At 54.3% G+C, this 14,278-nt stretch carries 16 protein-coding genes; all 16 read right to left on the bottom strand.

All coding sequences use genetic code 11. From position 1 onward, the window contains the following. Positions 1-8: 8 nt before the first annotated feature. Positions 9-692 carry a tetratricopeptide repeat protein gene (locus FD34_RS07125; protein WP_057808134.1) on the bottom strand — a complete coding sequence of 228 codons (684 nt, stop codon included), beginning with the start codon at positions 690-692 and terminating at the stop codon, positions 9-11. 13 nt (positions 693-705) lie between these two features. After that, the gene (locus FD34_RS07120; protein WP_057808132.1) at positions 706-1,362 is read right to left on the bottom strand and encodes a histidine phosphatase family protein; all 657 of its coding nucleotides are present in this window, start codon (positions 1,360-1,362) and stop codon (positions 706-708) included. A gap of 107 nt (positions 1,363-1,469) precedes the next feature. Then, positions 1,470-2,603, bottom strand: a complete 1,134-nt coding sequence (gene mnmA / locus FD34_RS07115; RefSeq protein WP_057808129.1) for a tRNA 2-thiouridine(34) synthase MnmA — start codon at positions 2,601-2,603, stop codon at positions 1,470-1,472. 108 nt (positions 2,604-2,711) lie between these two features. Beyond that, a complete protein-coding gene (locus FD34_RS07110; protein WP_057808127.1) occupies positions 2,712-3,053 on the bottom strand; it encodes a DUF1831 domain-containing protein in 342 nt (113 codons plus the stop codon). Next, positions 3,053-4,222: a cysteine desulfurase family protein gene (locus tag FD34_RS07105; RefSeq protein ID WP_057808125.1), complete on the bottom strand. Its 1,170-nt coding sequence runs from the start codon at positions 4,220-4,222 to the stop codon at positions 3,053-3,055. The genes FD34_RS07110 and FD34_RS07105 overlap by 1 nt, the downstream gene beginning before the upstream one ends. 18 nt (positions 4,223-4,240) lie before the next feature. Continuing rightward, entirely contained in the window at positions 4,241-4,936 is a 696-nt protein-coding gene (locus tag FD34_RS07100) for a 5'-methylthioadenosine/adenosylhomocysteine nucleosidase (RefSeq protein WP_057808123.1), read from the bottom strand. Between the two features lie 35 nt (positions 4,937-4,971). After that, complete coding sequence (locus FD34_RS07095; RefSeq protein WP_057808121.1) at positions 4,972-5,265, bottom strand: hypothetical protein; 294 nt, start codon at positions 5,263-5,265, stop codon at positions 4,972-4,974. After that, positions 5,258-5,809 (bottom strand): NUDIX hydrolase, encoded by a 552-nt coding sequence (locus tag FD34_RS07090; RefSeq protein ID WP_057808119.1) that lies wholly within the window; start codon positions 5,807-5,809, stop codon positions 5,258-5,260. The genes FD34_RS07095 and FD34_RS07090 overlap by 8 nt, the downstream gene beginning before the upstream one ends. After that, a complete protein-coding gene (locus tag FD34_RS07085) occupies positions 5,809-6,024 on the bottom strand; it encodes a cold-shock protein (protein ID WP_057808117.1) in 216 nt (71 codons plus the stop codon). The genes FD34_RS07090 and FD34_RS07085 overlap by 1 nt, the downstream gene beginning before the upstream one ends. Positions 6,025-6,145: 121 nt before the next feature. Next, on the bottom strand, positions 6,146-8,941 hold the full coding sequence (gene ileS / locus FD34_RS07080; RefSeq protein WP_057808115.1) for an isoleucine--tRNA ligase: 2,796 nt from the start codon (positions 8,939-8,941) through the stop codon (positions 6,146-6,148). A gap of 295 nt (positions 8,942-9,236) precedes the next feature. After that, complete coding sequence (locus tag FD34_RS07075; RefSeq protein ID WP_057808113.1) at positions 9,237-9,971, bottom strand: DivIVA domain-containing protein; 735 nt, start codon at positions 9,969-9,971, stop codon at positions 9,237-9,239. A gap of 21 nt (positions 9,972-9,992) precedes the next feature. Then, positions 9,993-10,778 carry a YlmH family RNA-binding protein gene (locus tag FD34_RS07070; protein ID WP_057808111.1) on the bottom strand — a complete coding sequence of 262 codons (786 nt, stop codon included), beginning with the start codon at positions 10,776-10,778 and terminating at the stop codon, positions 9,993-9,995. Between the two features lie 15 nt (positions 10,779-10,793). Next, positions 10,794-11,054, bottom strand: coding sequence for a YggT family protein (locus tag FD34_RS07065; protein ID WP_057808110.1), 261 nt, complete (start codon positions 11,052-11,054; stop codon positions 10,794-10,796). An 11-nt stretch (positions 11,055-11,065) separates the two neighbouring features. Then, positions 11,066-11,485 carry a cell division protein SepF gene (locus tag FD34_RS07060; RefSeq protein WP_407068179.1) on the bottom strand — a complete coding sequence of 140 codons (420 nt, stop codon included), beginning with the start codon at positions 11,483-11,485 and terminating at the stop codon, positions 11,066-11,068. Positions 11,486-11,545: 60 nt separating this feature from the next. After that, positions 11,546-12,802: a cell division protein FtsZ gene (gene ftsZ / locus FD34_RS07055; RefSeq protein ID WP_057808106.1), complete on the bottom strand. Its 1,257-nt coding sequence runs from the start codon at positions 12,800-12,802 to the stop codon at positions 11,546-11,548. Between the two features lie 21 nt (positions 12,803-12,823). Further along, on the bottom strand, positions 12,824-14,191 hold the full coding sequence (gene ftsA, locus FD34_RS07050; protein ID WP_057808104.1) for a cell division protein FtsA: 1,368 nt from the start codon (positions 14,189-14,191) through the stop codon (positions 12,824-12,826). Between the last annotated feature and the right edge of the window lie 87 nt (positions 14,192-14,278).

Here is a 14,278-nt window from a genome sequence, read left to right as displayed (position 1 = left end):
AAACGGGATCAATTGTTTTTGCCCTGGGTCTTCTGCAGGGTCTTTTCGATGTCGGCCAGGCGCTGTTCACTCTTCTGGTAGTAGTTGAGGTCCAGCTGCTTGGCCTGGGCGAGGTAGTCCTTGTAAGGCTCGCCGAGGACCATGGCGACGATCCCCCGGTTGAACTGGGTGTCAGCCCGGCCTGGGTGCCGCTTCAAGATCGCATCGTAGTACTCCTTGGCCTTAGTAAATTCACCGAGGGCCAACAGTGAGTCCCCGATTACCTGATTGATAGCCGGATCCTCTTTCCGTAGCTCATGGGCGGTCAGACCGTACGCCACGGCCTGTTTATGCTGCCCCTTCTTCATGTAGCTCTGGGCCAGCATCAGGTAGGCGTCCGCTTTGAGCTTACCGTCTTCGATCTTATTGTAGAGTTCGATGGCCCGATTAACCTTACCAACCTCGTAGTAAAGGTTCCCCAAACCGTAGTTCAGCAGGTCCTGGGCTTCCCGGTCATTTTTGGCCTCGAAGATTCCAAGCGCCTTCATGAACAATTCTTCAGCCTGGGTGTAGTCATTCAAACGGGTCAACAGAGAACCCAGATCATAGTAGTTGTTCACCTTGTCCGGGTGCTCATCAATCTCCTGGATCAGCTTGTGGACCAGCTTTTCCGTTTCCTTCTTCTTTTCTTCACGAAATTCTTTTTCTGCCATTGTCTTCGCCCCTTTAAATTGTGTCCGTCGGGTCAACCTTGGTCTTATGCAGGTATGAGGTGTCGTTCCATTGCTCAAGCTGGAAGTGCTCCGCATCCGTCGTCTGTAGGATGGTGGTCGAGGTATTGCTCAACCCACCCCGGTCCTTCAGATGAGCCATCGGGGTCCCCACCAACGCGTTGATGGTGGCGTTTAGGGCTGCCCCGTGAGAGACGACCACAATGTTCTTGTCGGAATTGAGACGGCAGAACTCCTTAATGGCCGACCCCACCCGGTCGATAACCTCCTGAAAGCTCTCACTCTCGATCAGTTCGGCATCGTACTTGTCGGGATGGTGGCGGAAGTTATGGAGGGCTTCCGGCCACTTGGCCTCAACATCGGCGAAGTGCATCCCTTCCATCTTCCCCAGGTTGAACTCCCGGAGACGGCTGTCGATCGTCAGTGGGATCGGCCGGTTGAGGTGATCAATCAGCTTCTGGGCGGTCACCCGGGCCCGCTTCAGAGGACTGGCGTAAACATGCGCGATCGGCACGGATTCCAGCGGCTTAGCGAGCTGAGCAATCTCGTGATAGCTGCTGACCAAGAGCGGTGAATCACCGTGGGCACCCTGATAGCGGGATTGCAGATTCCATTCAGTTTTTCCATGACGGATTAGATAAACTTTTGTCATTACTTATCGCAGACCTTTTTAATTAATATTCTACCAAAAAATCAGCCACTTGTTCATTCTTACTTAAAAATAAATGAAGCCAGTCGAAACTAACTTCATTTATTTGCCTAAACATATTGCAATTGCCGGTCATGGTTGTAAGCCCGGTCGATGATGGCACTACCAAGGCACTCGTCGCCATCGTAGAAGACCACCGCCTGACCCGGTGTGATGGCCCGGGCTGGATCATCAAACTCGACCGTGACCTGCTGGCCATCCTCGCTGGTGTGGGCGGTCACGCCGACGTCCTTTTGACGGTAACGGAACTTGGCCGTGCAATGGAAGTCACGACCGTAGCGGCTGACCATGTCGTCGACCCAGTGGATATCACTGGCCTCCAGGTGGGTGGCGTAGAGGTGCGGGTTGTGGTAGCCCTGACCGACGTAAAGGACGTTCTTGTCGATATCCTTACCGATCACGAACCAAGGCTCATTACTCTCCTTGTTACCACCGAGACCCAGACCGCGCCGCTGACCGATCGTGTAGTACATCAGCCCCATGTGCTGACCAACGACCTTGCCATCGACGGTCTCCATGTTCCCGGGCTGAGCCGGGATGTACTGACTGAGGAACTCGCGGAAGTGACCGTCCTCACCAATGAAGCAGATCCCGACGGAGTCCTTCTTGTCCGCCGTGGCCAGGCCAGCATCCGCTGCGATCTGCCGGATCTGCGGCTTGGTGTAGTGAGCCAGCGGGAACATGACCTTGTCTAGCTGGTGGTAGTCTAGCTGACTCAGGAAGTAGGTCTGGTCCTTGTGCTGGTCGGCAGCTCGCATCAGGTGCATCCGGCCACCTTCATCCCGCTTGAGGTCCGCATAGTGACCCGTGGCCACGTAATCAGCCCCCAGCTGGTTAGCATAGTCGATGAAGGCCTTGAACTTAATTTCCTTATTGCAGATAACGTCCGGGTTGGGTGTCCGCCCCTTCTTGTACTCGGCGATGAAGTACTTGAAGACCCGGTCCCAGTACTCCTTCTCAAAATTGACCGAGTAGTAGGGAATACCGATCTTGGCGGCTACCTTGGCCACGTCCTTGTAATCCTCGGTGGCGGTACAAACCCCGTTCTCATCGGTGTCGTCCCAGTTCTTCATGAAGACGCCGACAACGTCATAGCCCTGCTTTTTGAGCAGCAAGGCGGTCACTGAGGAGTCAACACCCCCGCTCATCCCAACAACAACACGTGTGTGACTGTGATCAGTCATTTTTTACATCACCATCATTTCGAATAGATTCTGGAATAATCTACGATTGAAGGTCGCATGCATCCAGTATGCACCATTGTACCAAATGATCCCCAACCCTGCACAGATTTAATTCTTTACCAGAACGTGACGGTCGAGCATCTCTTTTAAGATGTAGTGGTACTGCTCAACGAACTCAGCCGACCGCGGGTGGGTGAAGATGTTGACCTTGCGCAACCCGTTACCGGAGAGGGTCTCCATTTTGAACCCGGTCAGGTCGCTATCAATCAGGATCCGCAGCCGGGCGACCGGGTTAAAGGGGTTGTCGGTGTCCAGGCTCCCCTTGTACTCGAAGTTCCCCCGCCGCGTCTGTTCGAAGCCTAGGTCTAAGAGGGCGTACTTCTTGATGTCGGTACTGATGGAATAGGTGTCAGAATCACCCTGAATTTGCACACACTTGGTAAACTGCATCAGGCTTTCCCCTCTTCCTTGACCCGCTTGAGCTTGGCCACGATCTCGACGATGGCGGCAATCAGCTTGTCGATGTCCTCATCGGTGTTCATCGCCCCGAAGCTGATCCGAATAGACTGACTGATCCGCGGGCTGTCCGCCCCGTACATCGCCGTCAACACGTGGGATGGCTCGATGCTGCCGGCAGTGCAGGCAGAACCCCCAGAGACGGCGATCCCGGCCAGGTCGAGGTCGGTCTGCATGACGTAGGTTGAGATCCCCTTGAACCAGATACTGAGAACATGATTCAGGCCACTCGGGTCAAGCTTGCCGTTGACCGCAAAGTCAATGTGATTATCGCGCAGTCCCTGAACAATCTTCTGCTTAAAGTGGTAGTAACGCTCCTGGCGCCGCTGCTTCTCTTCCGGCGAATCGAGCTCGACCGCCTTGGCAAAGGCCGCGATGGCGGGCACGTTCTCGGTGCCGGCCCGGCGCTTGGTTTCCTGGTCACCGCCCTTGATGAAGCTCGGGAAGCTGATCCCATCGCGACGGTAAAGAAAGCCAATCATCTTGGGGCCGTTGAGTTTGTGGGCCGACGTCGACAACATGTCGATGTGGTCACGCTTGACGTCAATCGGCAGCAGGCCATATGCCTGGACAGCATCGGTGTGGAACCAGGCTTGATGGTCCTTTAGGATTTCACCGATCTCGTGGATTGGCATCCGGCTACCGACCTCGTTATTCCCGGTCATGATGGTAACCAGGATGGTGTCATCACGCAGGGCGGCTTTGAAGTCGGCAAGGGAAATCTCACCGTTCTCGTCCACCGGCAGATAGGTAACCTCAAAGCCTCGCTGTTCCAGGAAATGCAAGGGCTTTAGGACCGCCTCATGCTCGATCGCCGTGGTGATGATGTGTTTACCCAGTTGCTGCCGGGTCAGGGCGGTCTGGATAATGGCGGTGTTATCACTCTCGGTCCCCCCACTGGTGAAGATGATCTCGTTGTCATCTGCATTGATGCTCTGGGCAATCAGGTAACGACTGTTCTCCATCACCAGCTTGGAGTGACGCCCGTAGGAATAGCCTGTCGAGGCGTTTCCCCAGGAATCTGCCATCTCCTTGGTCATCGTGGCGATTACCTCCGGGGCCATCGGGGTGGTAGCCGCGTTATCTAAGTAAACCTCACTCACTACAATTCATCCTTTCAATTACTTGTTCAGGTCGGCAAACAGCTGCAGGAGCATGTTGGCGGACCGCTTACCGGCCTCAATGATAAACTCATCGAAGCTGACGCCGGCATCCTCGTTCCCGGTATCGGACATGGCCCGCACCACGACGTATGGCACGTCATGATCGGTGGCTACCTGACCAACCGCAGCCCCCTCCATCTCGCTGGACAGGGCTTCAGGGAAGTAGTGGAGGATTTGGTCGATGGCGTCCTGGCTGGCGATGAACTGGTCACCGGAAACGATCAGGCCGCGCTTGATGTTCAACCCGGTCTGCTCCCCGGCCGTCTCCAGGGCTCGTCCCCACTTTTCGGAGGCCTTGAAGCGGGGCTGCTTGCCCGGTAGCTGACCGTAAACATAGTCAAAGGCGCGGGCGTCAACGTCATGGTAGGCCGTCTCACTGGAGATGACCACATCCCCAATGTGGAGGCCCCGACCGATTCCACCGGCGGAACCAGAGTTAATCACCACGTCGACGTTGAAATCGGTAATCAGGTGTTCCGTAGTGATTCCGGCCTCGACCTTACCGATCCCAGACTCCACTAAGACGACCTGCTGGTTGCTGATCTTCCCCTGGAGGTAGTCCTTACCGCCGATTGTCTCAACTTGCTTATCAGAGAGCCGGGCAGTCAACTCCTTGATTTCTTCTGGCATTGCACAAATAATTCCAAATTTCATTTTCACTTCTCCTCATATTCTATAAACCACATGACTTATCCAACGTAAAAGAGGATCAAATACACGACGATGATTGCGGCCACAAGGGCCACGATAGCGATGTTCAGACGCCGTTTCAACCGCCGCACCTTTTCCTCTTGGTCACTATCGGCGCGCTCATTTTCAAAGTCGCGACGCCGCATCGCCGGCTCCGGAGCGGCCGTATTTTCGACGGGTTGCTCCGGGCGCTGGTGACGTTGGGCTTTCTGTTGCTGCCGGTACTGCTGCCGGGACAAAAAGGGTTCTGCACTTGGTTGGCCATCATGGGGGGTGGTCGGTTGGTTATTCATGGTTCTTCATTCCCCGCCAGTAGTAGATGGCCATGATCGTCTTGGCGTCTTCAATCTCACCACGGTCAATCATCGCCAGGGCCTCGTTTAGGCTGACCGTTTGCAGGGCCAACTGCTCGTCCTGGTCCTGGGGTAGCTCGTGGTCGACTCGCTCCAGGCCCCGAGCCAGGTAAAGGGTCATGTATTCGTCCATACAGCCCACCGAAGTATAAAAGGATGAGACCTTCTCCAGGTCAGTGGCCCGATAGCGCGTCTCCTCATTCAGCTCCCGTTTGGCGGCGTGAACTGCATTATCGGCATCACGGTCATCGAGCTTACCGGCCGGAATCTCCAAGGTGGTCTTAGCAATTGGGGCGCGCCATTGCTTCTCCAGGATCATCTTGTCATCACTCGTCAGCGCCAGGATCGCAATGGCCGGTGCATGGTGGACGATCTCTCGCTGGGCCACGTTGCCCTGGGGGGTCTTGACCTGCTGCACCTCAACGTCGATCAGGTGACCGTGAAACACCGTCTTACTTTCGATCGGTTTTTCTTCAAAATCCACTAGAATCCCTCCTTCGCTAGGATACGGACATGAGCGGCCTGGGGCCCCTTCTTCCCCTGAACGATCACCAAAGACACCCGTTGGCCCGGATGCAGGACACGCCGGTGGGTACCCTCAATCCCGCTGTAGTGGACGAAGATCTCGCCCTCGTGGGGAACAGTAATGAAGCCCCACCCCTTCTGCTCATCAAAACTCTTTACTTTGCCTTCAAGCATTTCTTCACCTACTAATTTCATCAAACTAAAAATACCAAGCGACACAGTCACTTGGTATTTTACACCGCTCACAAATAATTGTCATGAATCGGCAATCAGCGGCTGGATTTTACGCGTTTCTTTACTTCTCTAAGCCTTCATCGACCGTCTCTGGGAAGTTGTCGCGAACAATCTTGGCACACCGCGCACAGAGGGTTGGGTATGCACTGTCGCTGCCGACATCTTCCTTAACTATCCGACAACGAGCACAGGCCTCACCAGGAGCCGGACTAACCTTGACCGCAACCCCGTCGTTGAACTGGTCGGCAGCATCAGGCGCCTCATCCAGTGGGTGAACATGGAGAGCGGAGACGCCAAGCAGGAGCTGGGCATCAGCATTCAGGCTATCCAGGAGCGCCGCCTGCTGATCGTTTAAGTAAAGGTCGGCCTGAGCTTCCAGGGACTTCCCGATCATCTTGGCGTTCCGGGCCTCTTCCAGACTCTTCAGGACGTGGGAACGAACCTCCATGAAGTCGCGCCACTTATCCAAGAGGTCACTTTCGTTATCAAAGGTCTGAACGTCCGGAATCTCGGTCAGTTGGACGAATTCCTCTGGCTCGTCCATGTAGCCCCAGACCTCTTCCGTCGTGTGCGGCAGGATTGGCGTCAGCAGCTTGACCAGGGTCAGTAGGATCTGGTAGAAGACCGTCTGCATCGACCGGCGAACATGGGAGTCGGCCGGTTCGATGTAGAGGACGTCCTTGGCCACGTTCATGTAGAAGGCGGACAGGTCGTTGTTGACAAAGTTGATCAAGAGCTTGTAGGCGTCCAGGAAGTCGTACTGGTCGAAGTCGTCCCGCATCTGCTTGAGGAAGTGGTTCAATTTAACCAGCATGTACTGGTCAACGGCTTCCAGCTTCTCGTAGGAAACCGTGTTTTCGGCCGGCGTGAAGTCGGCGGTGTTGGCCAGCAGGAAACGGAAGGTATTCCGCAACTTCCGGTAGGCCTCAGAGATCTGTTGGAAGGTCCCCATGGAAACCCGGACGTCGGCAGAGGTGTCGGCAGACATTACCCAGAGGCGGATGATCTCGGCCCCCATCTGCTTGACCACCTTGTTCGGGTCGATGACGTTCCCCATTGACTTGCTCATCTTCTTACCCTTCTTGTCCAGGGTGAAACCTTGGGAGATGATGCTCTTGTACGGGGCGTGGCCGGAGCAGACCACACTGGTGATCAGACTAGAGTTGAACCAACCACGGTACTGGTCAGACCCTTCCAGGTACATGTCAGCCGGGTAGGTCAGGTAGTCACGCTCCGCCAGAACCCCCTGGTGGGAGGAACCGGAATCGAACCAAACATCCATGATGTCGGTTTCCTTGGTGAACTTCCCGTGTGGTGAATGCTCATTGGTGTAACCCTCTGGCAGGAGGTCCTTGGCGTCACGGTCAAACCAGACGTTGGAGCCGTACTTGGCAAAGAGGTCAGCAACATGGTTGATCATTTCTTCTTCCATGATCGGCGTGCCATCCTCGGCGTAGAAGATTGGCAGCGGCACACCCCAGACCCGTTGCCGGGAGATAACCCAGTCGCCACGGTCCTTGATCATGTTACGCAACCGGACCTTCCCCCATGCCGGGTGGTACTCAACGTCTTCTAAGGCGTCGAGGATATCCTGCCGCATCTTCTCGATGGAGACGAACCACTGGTCGGTGGCCCGGAAGATGATCGGCTTCTTAGTCCGCCAGTCGAATGGGTAGGAGTGCTTGAGCGGTTCTTCCAGCAAGAGGGCGTGGTTGTCTTCCAATTTCTGCAGGGAGATATCGTCGGCCTTCTGGTAGAAGACGCCATCGAAGTCAGCACCGTTCTCCTTGGTCAGGACACCCTGGTCATTAATCGGGGCAAAGATTGGCAGGTCATACTTCTTACCGAAGTTGTAGTCGTCGTCACCATAACCAGGGGCGGTGTGTACCAGGCCAGTCCCGGTGTCGGCGGTAACGTAGTCGGCGTTGCCCACCAGCAGTTCCCGGTCGAGGTATGGGTGCTGAGTTGTCATCCCTTCCATGTCAGCGCCGGCAAGGTGGTCAACAACCTCGTAGTCGTCCCAGCCGAGCTTCTCGGCTAGGTTGCCCAACAGTTCGGTACCAACAACGTACTTACGGTCGTCACCAGCGGGCTTCACAACGGAGTAATCGAACTTCGGGTTGACAGCGACCGCCTCAGATGCGGGAACCGTCCACGGGGTTGTCGTCCAAACAACCAGGTAGGTGTTGTCGTCTAAACGTCCCTTACCGTCCTTAACCTGTTCAACGAAGAAGGCCGTCTTGGCTACAACGTCGTGGTATTCAACCTCGGCCTCGGCCAGGGCAGACTCGGATGACCATGACCAGTAAACGGGCTTCTTGGCCTGATAAAGCAGCCCCTTCTTGGCAAATTCACCGAAAACCCGGATCTGGGCCGCCTCGAATTCCTTGTCCAGGGTCAGGTATGGGTGGTCCCATTCACCGCTGACGCCCAGCCGCTTGAAGTCAGTCCGTTGCTTGTCAACCTGCTCCAGGGCGTACTTGCGACAGAGGTCCCGGAACTCGGAGGTGGACATCTTCTTGCGGTCGTAACCGGACTTAGTCAATTGGTGTTCAATCGGCAAACCGTGGGTATCCCAGCCGGGTACATATGGAGCCCGGTAGCCGGTCATCGACTTGTAGCGGACGATGAAGTCCTTGGAGATCTTGTTCATGGCATGGCCAATGTGAATGTTCCCGTTGGCGTACGGGGGGCCATCGTGGAGAACGAACGATGGCTTCCCCTCATTCAACTTTTGCCGTAATTGATAGACTTTATTCTCTTCCCAAAGTTGTTCACGTTGGGCTTCGGTAACCGGCAGCTTCCCGCGCATTGGAAACTTGGTCCGGCCGATGTTCAGTGTGTCTTTCACACGCATCGCAATTACCCCTTTCTGTTATGCAAATTGGTCACCTTAATAAAAAAACCCCATCCCGCTTGGGACGAAGCTAAACGTGGTACCACCCAGATTCAAGGCCAACAGCGGCCTCCTCAAGTCATTGGGTAACGGTAATGAGCCGAACGGGGCTACTAGCTTCACCCCATTACTCAGAGACGATCAGCACTCGCGGTCAGGTGCCAATCTTGCACCACCCATTGGCTCGCTGAACCTGACCATTACGATTGCAATTCTCCTCAACGTTTTATTAAAGCGCCTATGATTCAAACACGGCCTACTTGTCGGCAGAACTGTCATCATCCGGGAAGACAACGACAGTCTGCCCGGCATCAGCACTCTGATCGTCAGAATCAGATGCCGCACTATCATTGTCCGCCGGCTCAACGGCTGGCTGGTCACCAGCTACGGGCTGCGTGTCTGAACTAGTTGTTGATGATTCTACACTGTCGTCGGAATGCTTGTCAAGCGATGCTCCCAAGATCTTTTGGATTTCATCGTACTTGTCAGTGTTGTCGGTAGCCAAGAGCTTATCCCACTCATCGCTCTTGACAACCTCAAGCTGGGACTCCAGCATCACCTGAAGCCGCTGCCGGAAGATCCGGGTCTGCTTCTTAAGGTCGTTGGTCTCCGTGGTCAGCTTCCGCGTATCTTCCGCACTCGTCTCAATGACCTGGTTGGATTTTTCATTCGCCTCGGAGACGATATCAGTAGCCTGCTTTTGGGCCTCACGAATCATGATGTCCGCCTCACGTTTAGCATTTGTCTTGACCTTATCAGCGGCTTCCTGGGCAACCAGAATTGACTTGTTCAGGGAATCCTTAAGTTCCGTGAAGTACTTCAGCTTCTCCTCATCGGCCTTGATGGCTTCCTGCAAGGCATTGTTCTTTTCAGTCAGTTCCTGAACCGTCTGGGAAACCTCCTGGATGAAGTTGTGGACCTCCTCCTGGTTGTAACCCCGCATCTTAGTCGAGAAATCCTGATTGTTGATTTGATCAATTGTTAACCCCATTTTATTTCCTCCAAACTTAATTTATGCCCGGACAACGGACATGCTTATCCGATCCTTCTGCTTTCTGGTCTTGCCACCGATTGCGTCAATCCTAATCCGACCCGCGTGCCGTACCGATAGGAGGTCATGGGCGACGATCGGGTAATCCGGTCGGTCCATCACTTCCCAGTTTAGGTGGACCAGCCCGTGCTCAATCAGCTGCTTGGCCCGGTTACGAGAATAATTAAAGCCGGCCGCCACGACATTGTCAAGACGCAGCGACGAAATGGTGGTAGCTACCTGCTCCCAATCCTCAACTGGAGTCAGGACCCCAGTTTGTTCGGTGACCAACCACTTCACCTTCACCCGGCCAACATGGTGAACTTCCTGACGCAAGAATTGGGCCATCTCCTTAGTCACTACCACCTGCCAACGCTGACCATCGGTGATGATATCACCAAACGATTCCCGACTGAGCCCCTCCCCGATCAGAGTCCCCATTATCTGCCAGTGGTGAAGTTCGGCAAACTTAACCGGGTAATCAACGGTCAGGAGCTGGAGGTCAAAGTCAGCAGCAGTCGGCTGATAGTAGGTCGGGTAGAAGAGCAGACGCTGCATCTCGGCCCCTGACCAACCACCATCACTAGCCAATTTAATCTCATCGACCCGGTTGGCAATCGTCTGGGCAATGTAGCGTTGACGGGGGTTCAAGAAGGCGGTCAAGACGGGCCGGTACTGTCTGGTTGCCGTGGCTACCCAATCGTTGACCTGGTCGATCAACGGGGCCTCTTCCGGGCGAAAATGCTGTTTAATGTTTTCACTATCCATGCTGGTCCCTACCCACTAGATCAGGTGTGCCAAGAAGGCCAGTCCGTCCTGCACCAGGTACAAGACAATAATGGCCACAACCGGTGCGAAACTGATACCGCCCAACGGTGGGATGAAGTCGAACCAGTGCATATAGGGTTCAACCAGCCGATTAATAATCTCACCCAGCCGCGTGTCCCGAGAAATCGGGAACCATGACAAGAGACACCAGACCACGATCACCAGGATATAGGCGTTGATCAGCCAGTTCAGGCACCAGAATATGTATCCTAACATCGCTTCGCTCCTTAATTTGGCAGGTTGCTGTTATCCATCTTCAGGCTGTCAGACAGGTTACCGGAAACCTCGTAATTCTTCGGTGTACAGAGGAAGATCTCCTTGCCAATCCGTTTAATCCCACCATCAATCGCAAAGGTGGCCCCGTTTAGGAAGTCAACTACCCGCTTAGCGTTGTCGTTATCCATCTGGGTGAAGTTAACGATCACCGCCCGGCCATCAAGCAGCTGCGTCGCAATCTGGCGAACATCAGCATACAAGCGCGGTTCGTACAGAGAAATCTGACTGAGCCGGGTCTCCTGCTTGGCCTGGCGGATAGAAACGACGTTGTTGCGTCGCCCAGACTGTTGAGCTGGCGCCTCATCATCGTAGTATTCATCCTGGGCAGCGTCATCGTCACCGAACAGGCTCTTGAAAAGTGCCATACTAATTCCTCCTTTAATCCACAGAATATACTAAAACGGGTGCAATTAGATGCCCCCGTTAATCCCTTATTTACGCCGGTTCTTGAAGAAAGGTGGGGTTGACAGGTTGTCGTCATCGCTATCATCCGAACTAGCGGTATCATCATTGAATACATTGAATTCCGGCTTATCAACGTGCGCAAAGCTGCTATCCGCTGCTGAACCCGGTTGAGCTGCCGTGTTGCCCGCCGTTGGGTCACTCCAGTTGTCAAACGGGTCCTGCTCCTTAGCCGCTTCCGTTGGTTGCGATGGAGCGACACTCTGTGGGGCCGCACTTTGCGCCATCGTTTGCTGGTGCTGGCTAGGATTAGATGACTTCTTCTTGTCGATTCCCGTGGCAATCACGGTTACCCGAACCTCATCACCCATCTTCTCGTTGAGGGACATCCCAAAGGCAATGTCAACGTCGGTCCCTGCTGCTTGACGGATGACGTCGGAAGCTTCCTGGGCCTCAAACATTGACAGGTCCTTGCCTCCCGTGATGTCCATCAGAACGTGCTGGGCACCATTGATGGATACTTCCAAGAGTGGTGAGGAGATGGCCTTCTTAGTAGCCTCAGTGGCCCGGTTTTCGCCGGTAGAGTTACCAACCCCCATCAGGGCTGCCCCCTGGTTGGACATCAAGGTCTTAATGTCGGCAAAGTCCAGGTTGATGTAACCTGGCGTCACAATCAGGTCAGAGATCCCTTGAACACCCTGCCGCAGGACGTTATCGGCTTCCTTGAAGGCTTCCATCATTGGCGTCTTCTTGTCGATCATCTCCAGCAGACGGTTGTTAGCCACAATGATCAGCGTGTCGACGTTGGACTTGAGTTCCTCAAGACCATCGGTAGCAAACTTAGAGCGCCGTGGTCCCTCAAAGGAGAATGGCCGGGTGACAACCCCCACCGTCAGGGCGCCGCTGTCCTTAGCGATCTTGGCAATGACCGGGGCGGCACCGGTCCCGGTACCACCGCCCATTCCGGCAGTGATGAAGACCATGTCAGCACCCTCAAGCGCCTTTTGAATCTGTTCTTCACTCTCCTGGGCCGCCTTATCACCAACTTCAGGGTTGGAACCGGCACCCAGGCCCTTGGTCAGCTTAGGGCCCAATTGAATCTTGGTTGGAGCCTGCGAAGCGTTTAGGGCCTGCAGGTCCGTGTTGGCCACGATAAAGTCAACCCCCTGTACCTTTTCACTGATCATCCGGTTGACGGCGTTACCGCCACCGCCACCAACACCAATTACCTTAATCCGTGCACCGGCAAATTCGTTTTCCATAGTGTTTGTTTCGTTGTTGTCCATACAGCTGTTCCTCCGTGAATATTAATCGAATAAGTTGTTAAACATACTCTTAAAGCGGTTGCCAATCGAGTGGCTCTTATTCTTTTTAGCGTGCGCCGGCTTCTTTTCCACCGCCTGGTTGGCCGTGCTAGGCTGAGTCGGTGTAGCGGTCCACTGCCCTTTGTTGGCCTGGGCAGGACGTGGCTTGACCGCCGTTTCGTGTGGGCTGGTGATCAGGTCCGTCTGTTGCAGGGTCTGCTTGATAAGACGGTCAACGTCCGTCAGCTGACTCTCGTACATGGTCAGTGCCAGGGCCAGTGAGTAGCGAGGATAACGAACCCCCATCTGTTCAGGCTGGTAGACCTTGACACTCTCCTTGAAGTACTGCTGAGCCAGCTGGACGATTCCCGGTAGTGAGGCACCACCACCGACCAGAACCACCCCGCCGGGCAGCCGTGGAGCGTGAATGGCATGCAAACGTTGAACACTCCGCTCGAGGATCTGGCGAACCCGGGCCTCAATGATCTCAGCCAGGTACTCTTCCGAAAACTGCTGTGGGGTATTTTCACCCACGACTGGGACATCGACCTGGGCGTCAGCCTTGGTCAAATTAGCCATGGCATAACCATGGTCGAGCTTTAGTCGCTCAGCATTGCGCAGGGAGGTGTTGAGTACCGTCGAGATATCTCTCGTGACGTACTGGCCACCCTCGGGATCGACGAAGGTATACTTAAGCTGGTGATCATGGATGATGCTGGTCGTCGTCTGGCCACCACCAAGGTCGATGACCACCGTCCCAAAGTACTGCTCACCATCGTTGAGGAGGGTAAAGCCGGTGGCAATCGGCGCGATCACGAAGTCGCGGATGCCATAGCCGGCCTGCTGAACGGCCTTCTTTGTGTTATGAATAATAGTTTTAGGTCCGGTATACAGGGTCCCTTTCATTTCGAGACGGACACCAACCATCCCACGGGGATCCTTAATACCATTAAACCCGTCCACCGTGAACTCGGTTGGAATCAAATCAAGGACCGCTAACTCGGGTGAGATGCTCTGAGTCAACGTCTCCTTGGCAACGTCAATCACGTCACGGTCAGTGATCTCGCGCGACTGACCCTGTGAGGCAATCGTGATTGAACCGTGGACCCGCTGCATCTGGAGATAGTTTGCCGGCAACCCCACGACAACATTCTTAATATCGATATTGGACCTTGCCTCGGCCTTCTTAACAGCTTGAAAAATTGCACGAGCGGTTTTATCGATATCAACAATCACGCCACGATTCAGACCAGCCGAAGGTACAACGCCAACACTGATGACCTTCAGTTGTCCCTTTACATTTTCACAGACCATTGCCTTGATCGAGGTGGTTCCAATATCTAATCCAACATAAACTTCTGAATTATTCATCTGGTCGGAACCCTCCTAAAACTATTATACTAAATTATTTTTTTCGTAATTTAATGTTGACCTAATAAAGATTTTACCACAGTTAAT

It is taken from the genome of Limosilactobacillus pontis DSM 8475 (assembly GCF_001435345.1).
Lineage (GTDB): Bacteria > Bacillota > Bacilli > Lactobacillales > Lactobacillaceae > Limosilactobacillus > Limosilactobacillus pontis.
This window is presented reverse-complemented; position numbering and strand designations above follow the sequence as displayed.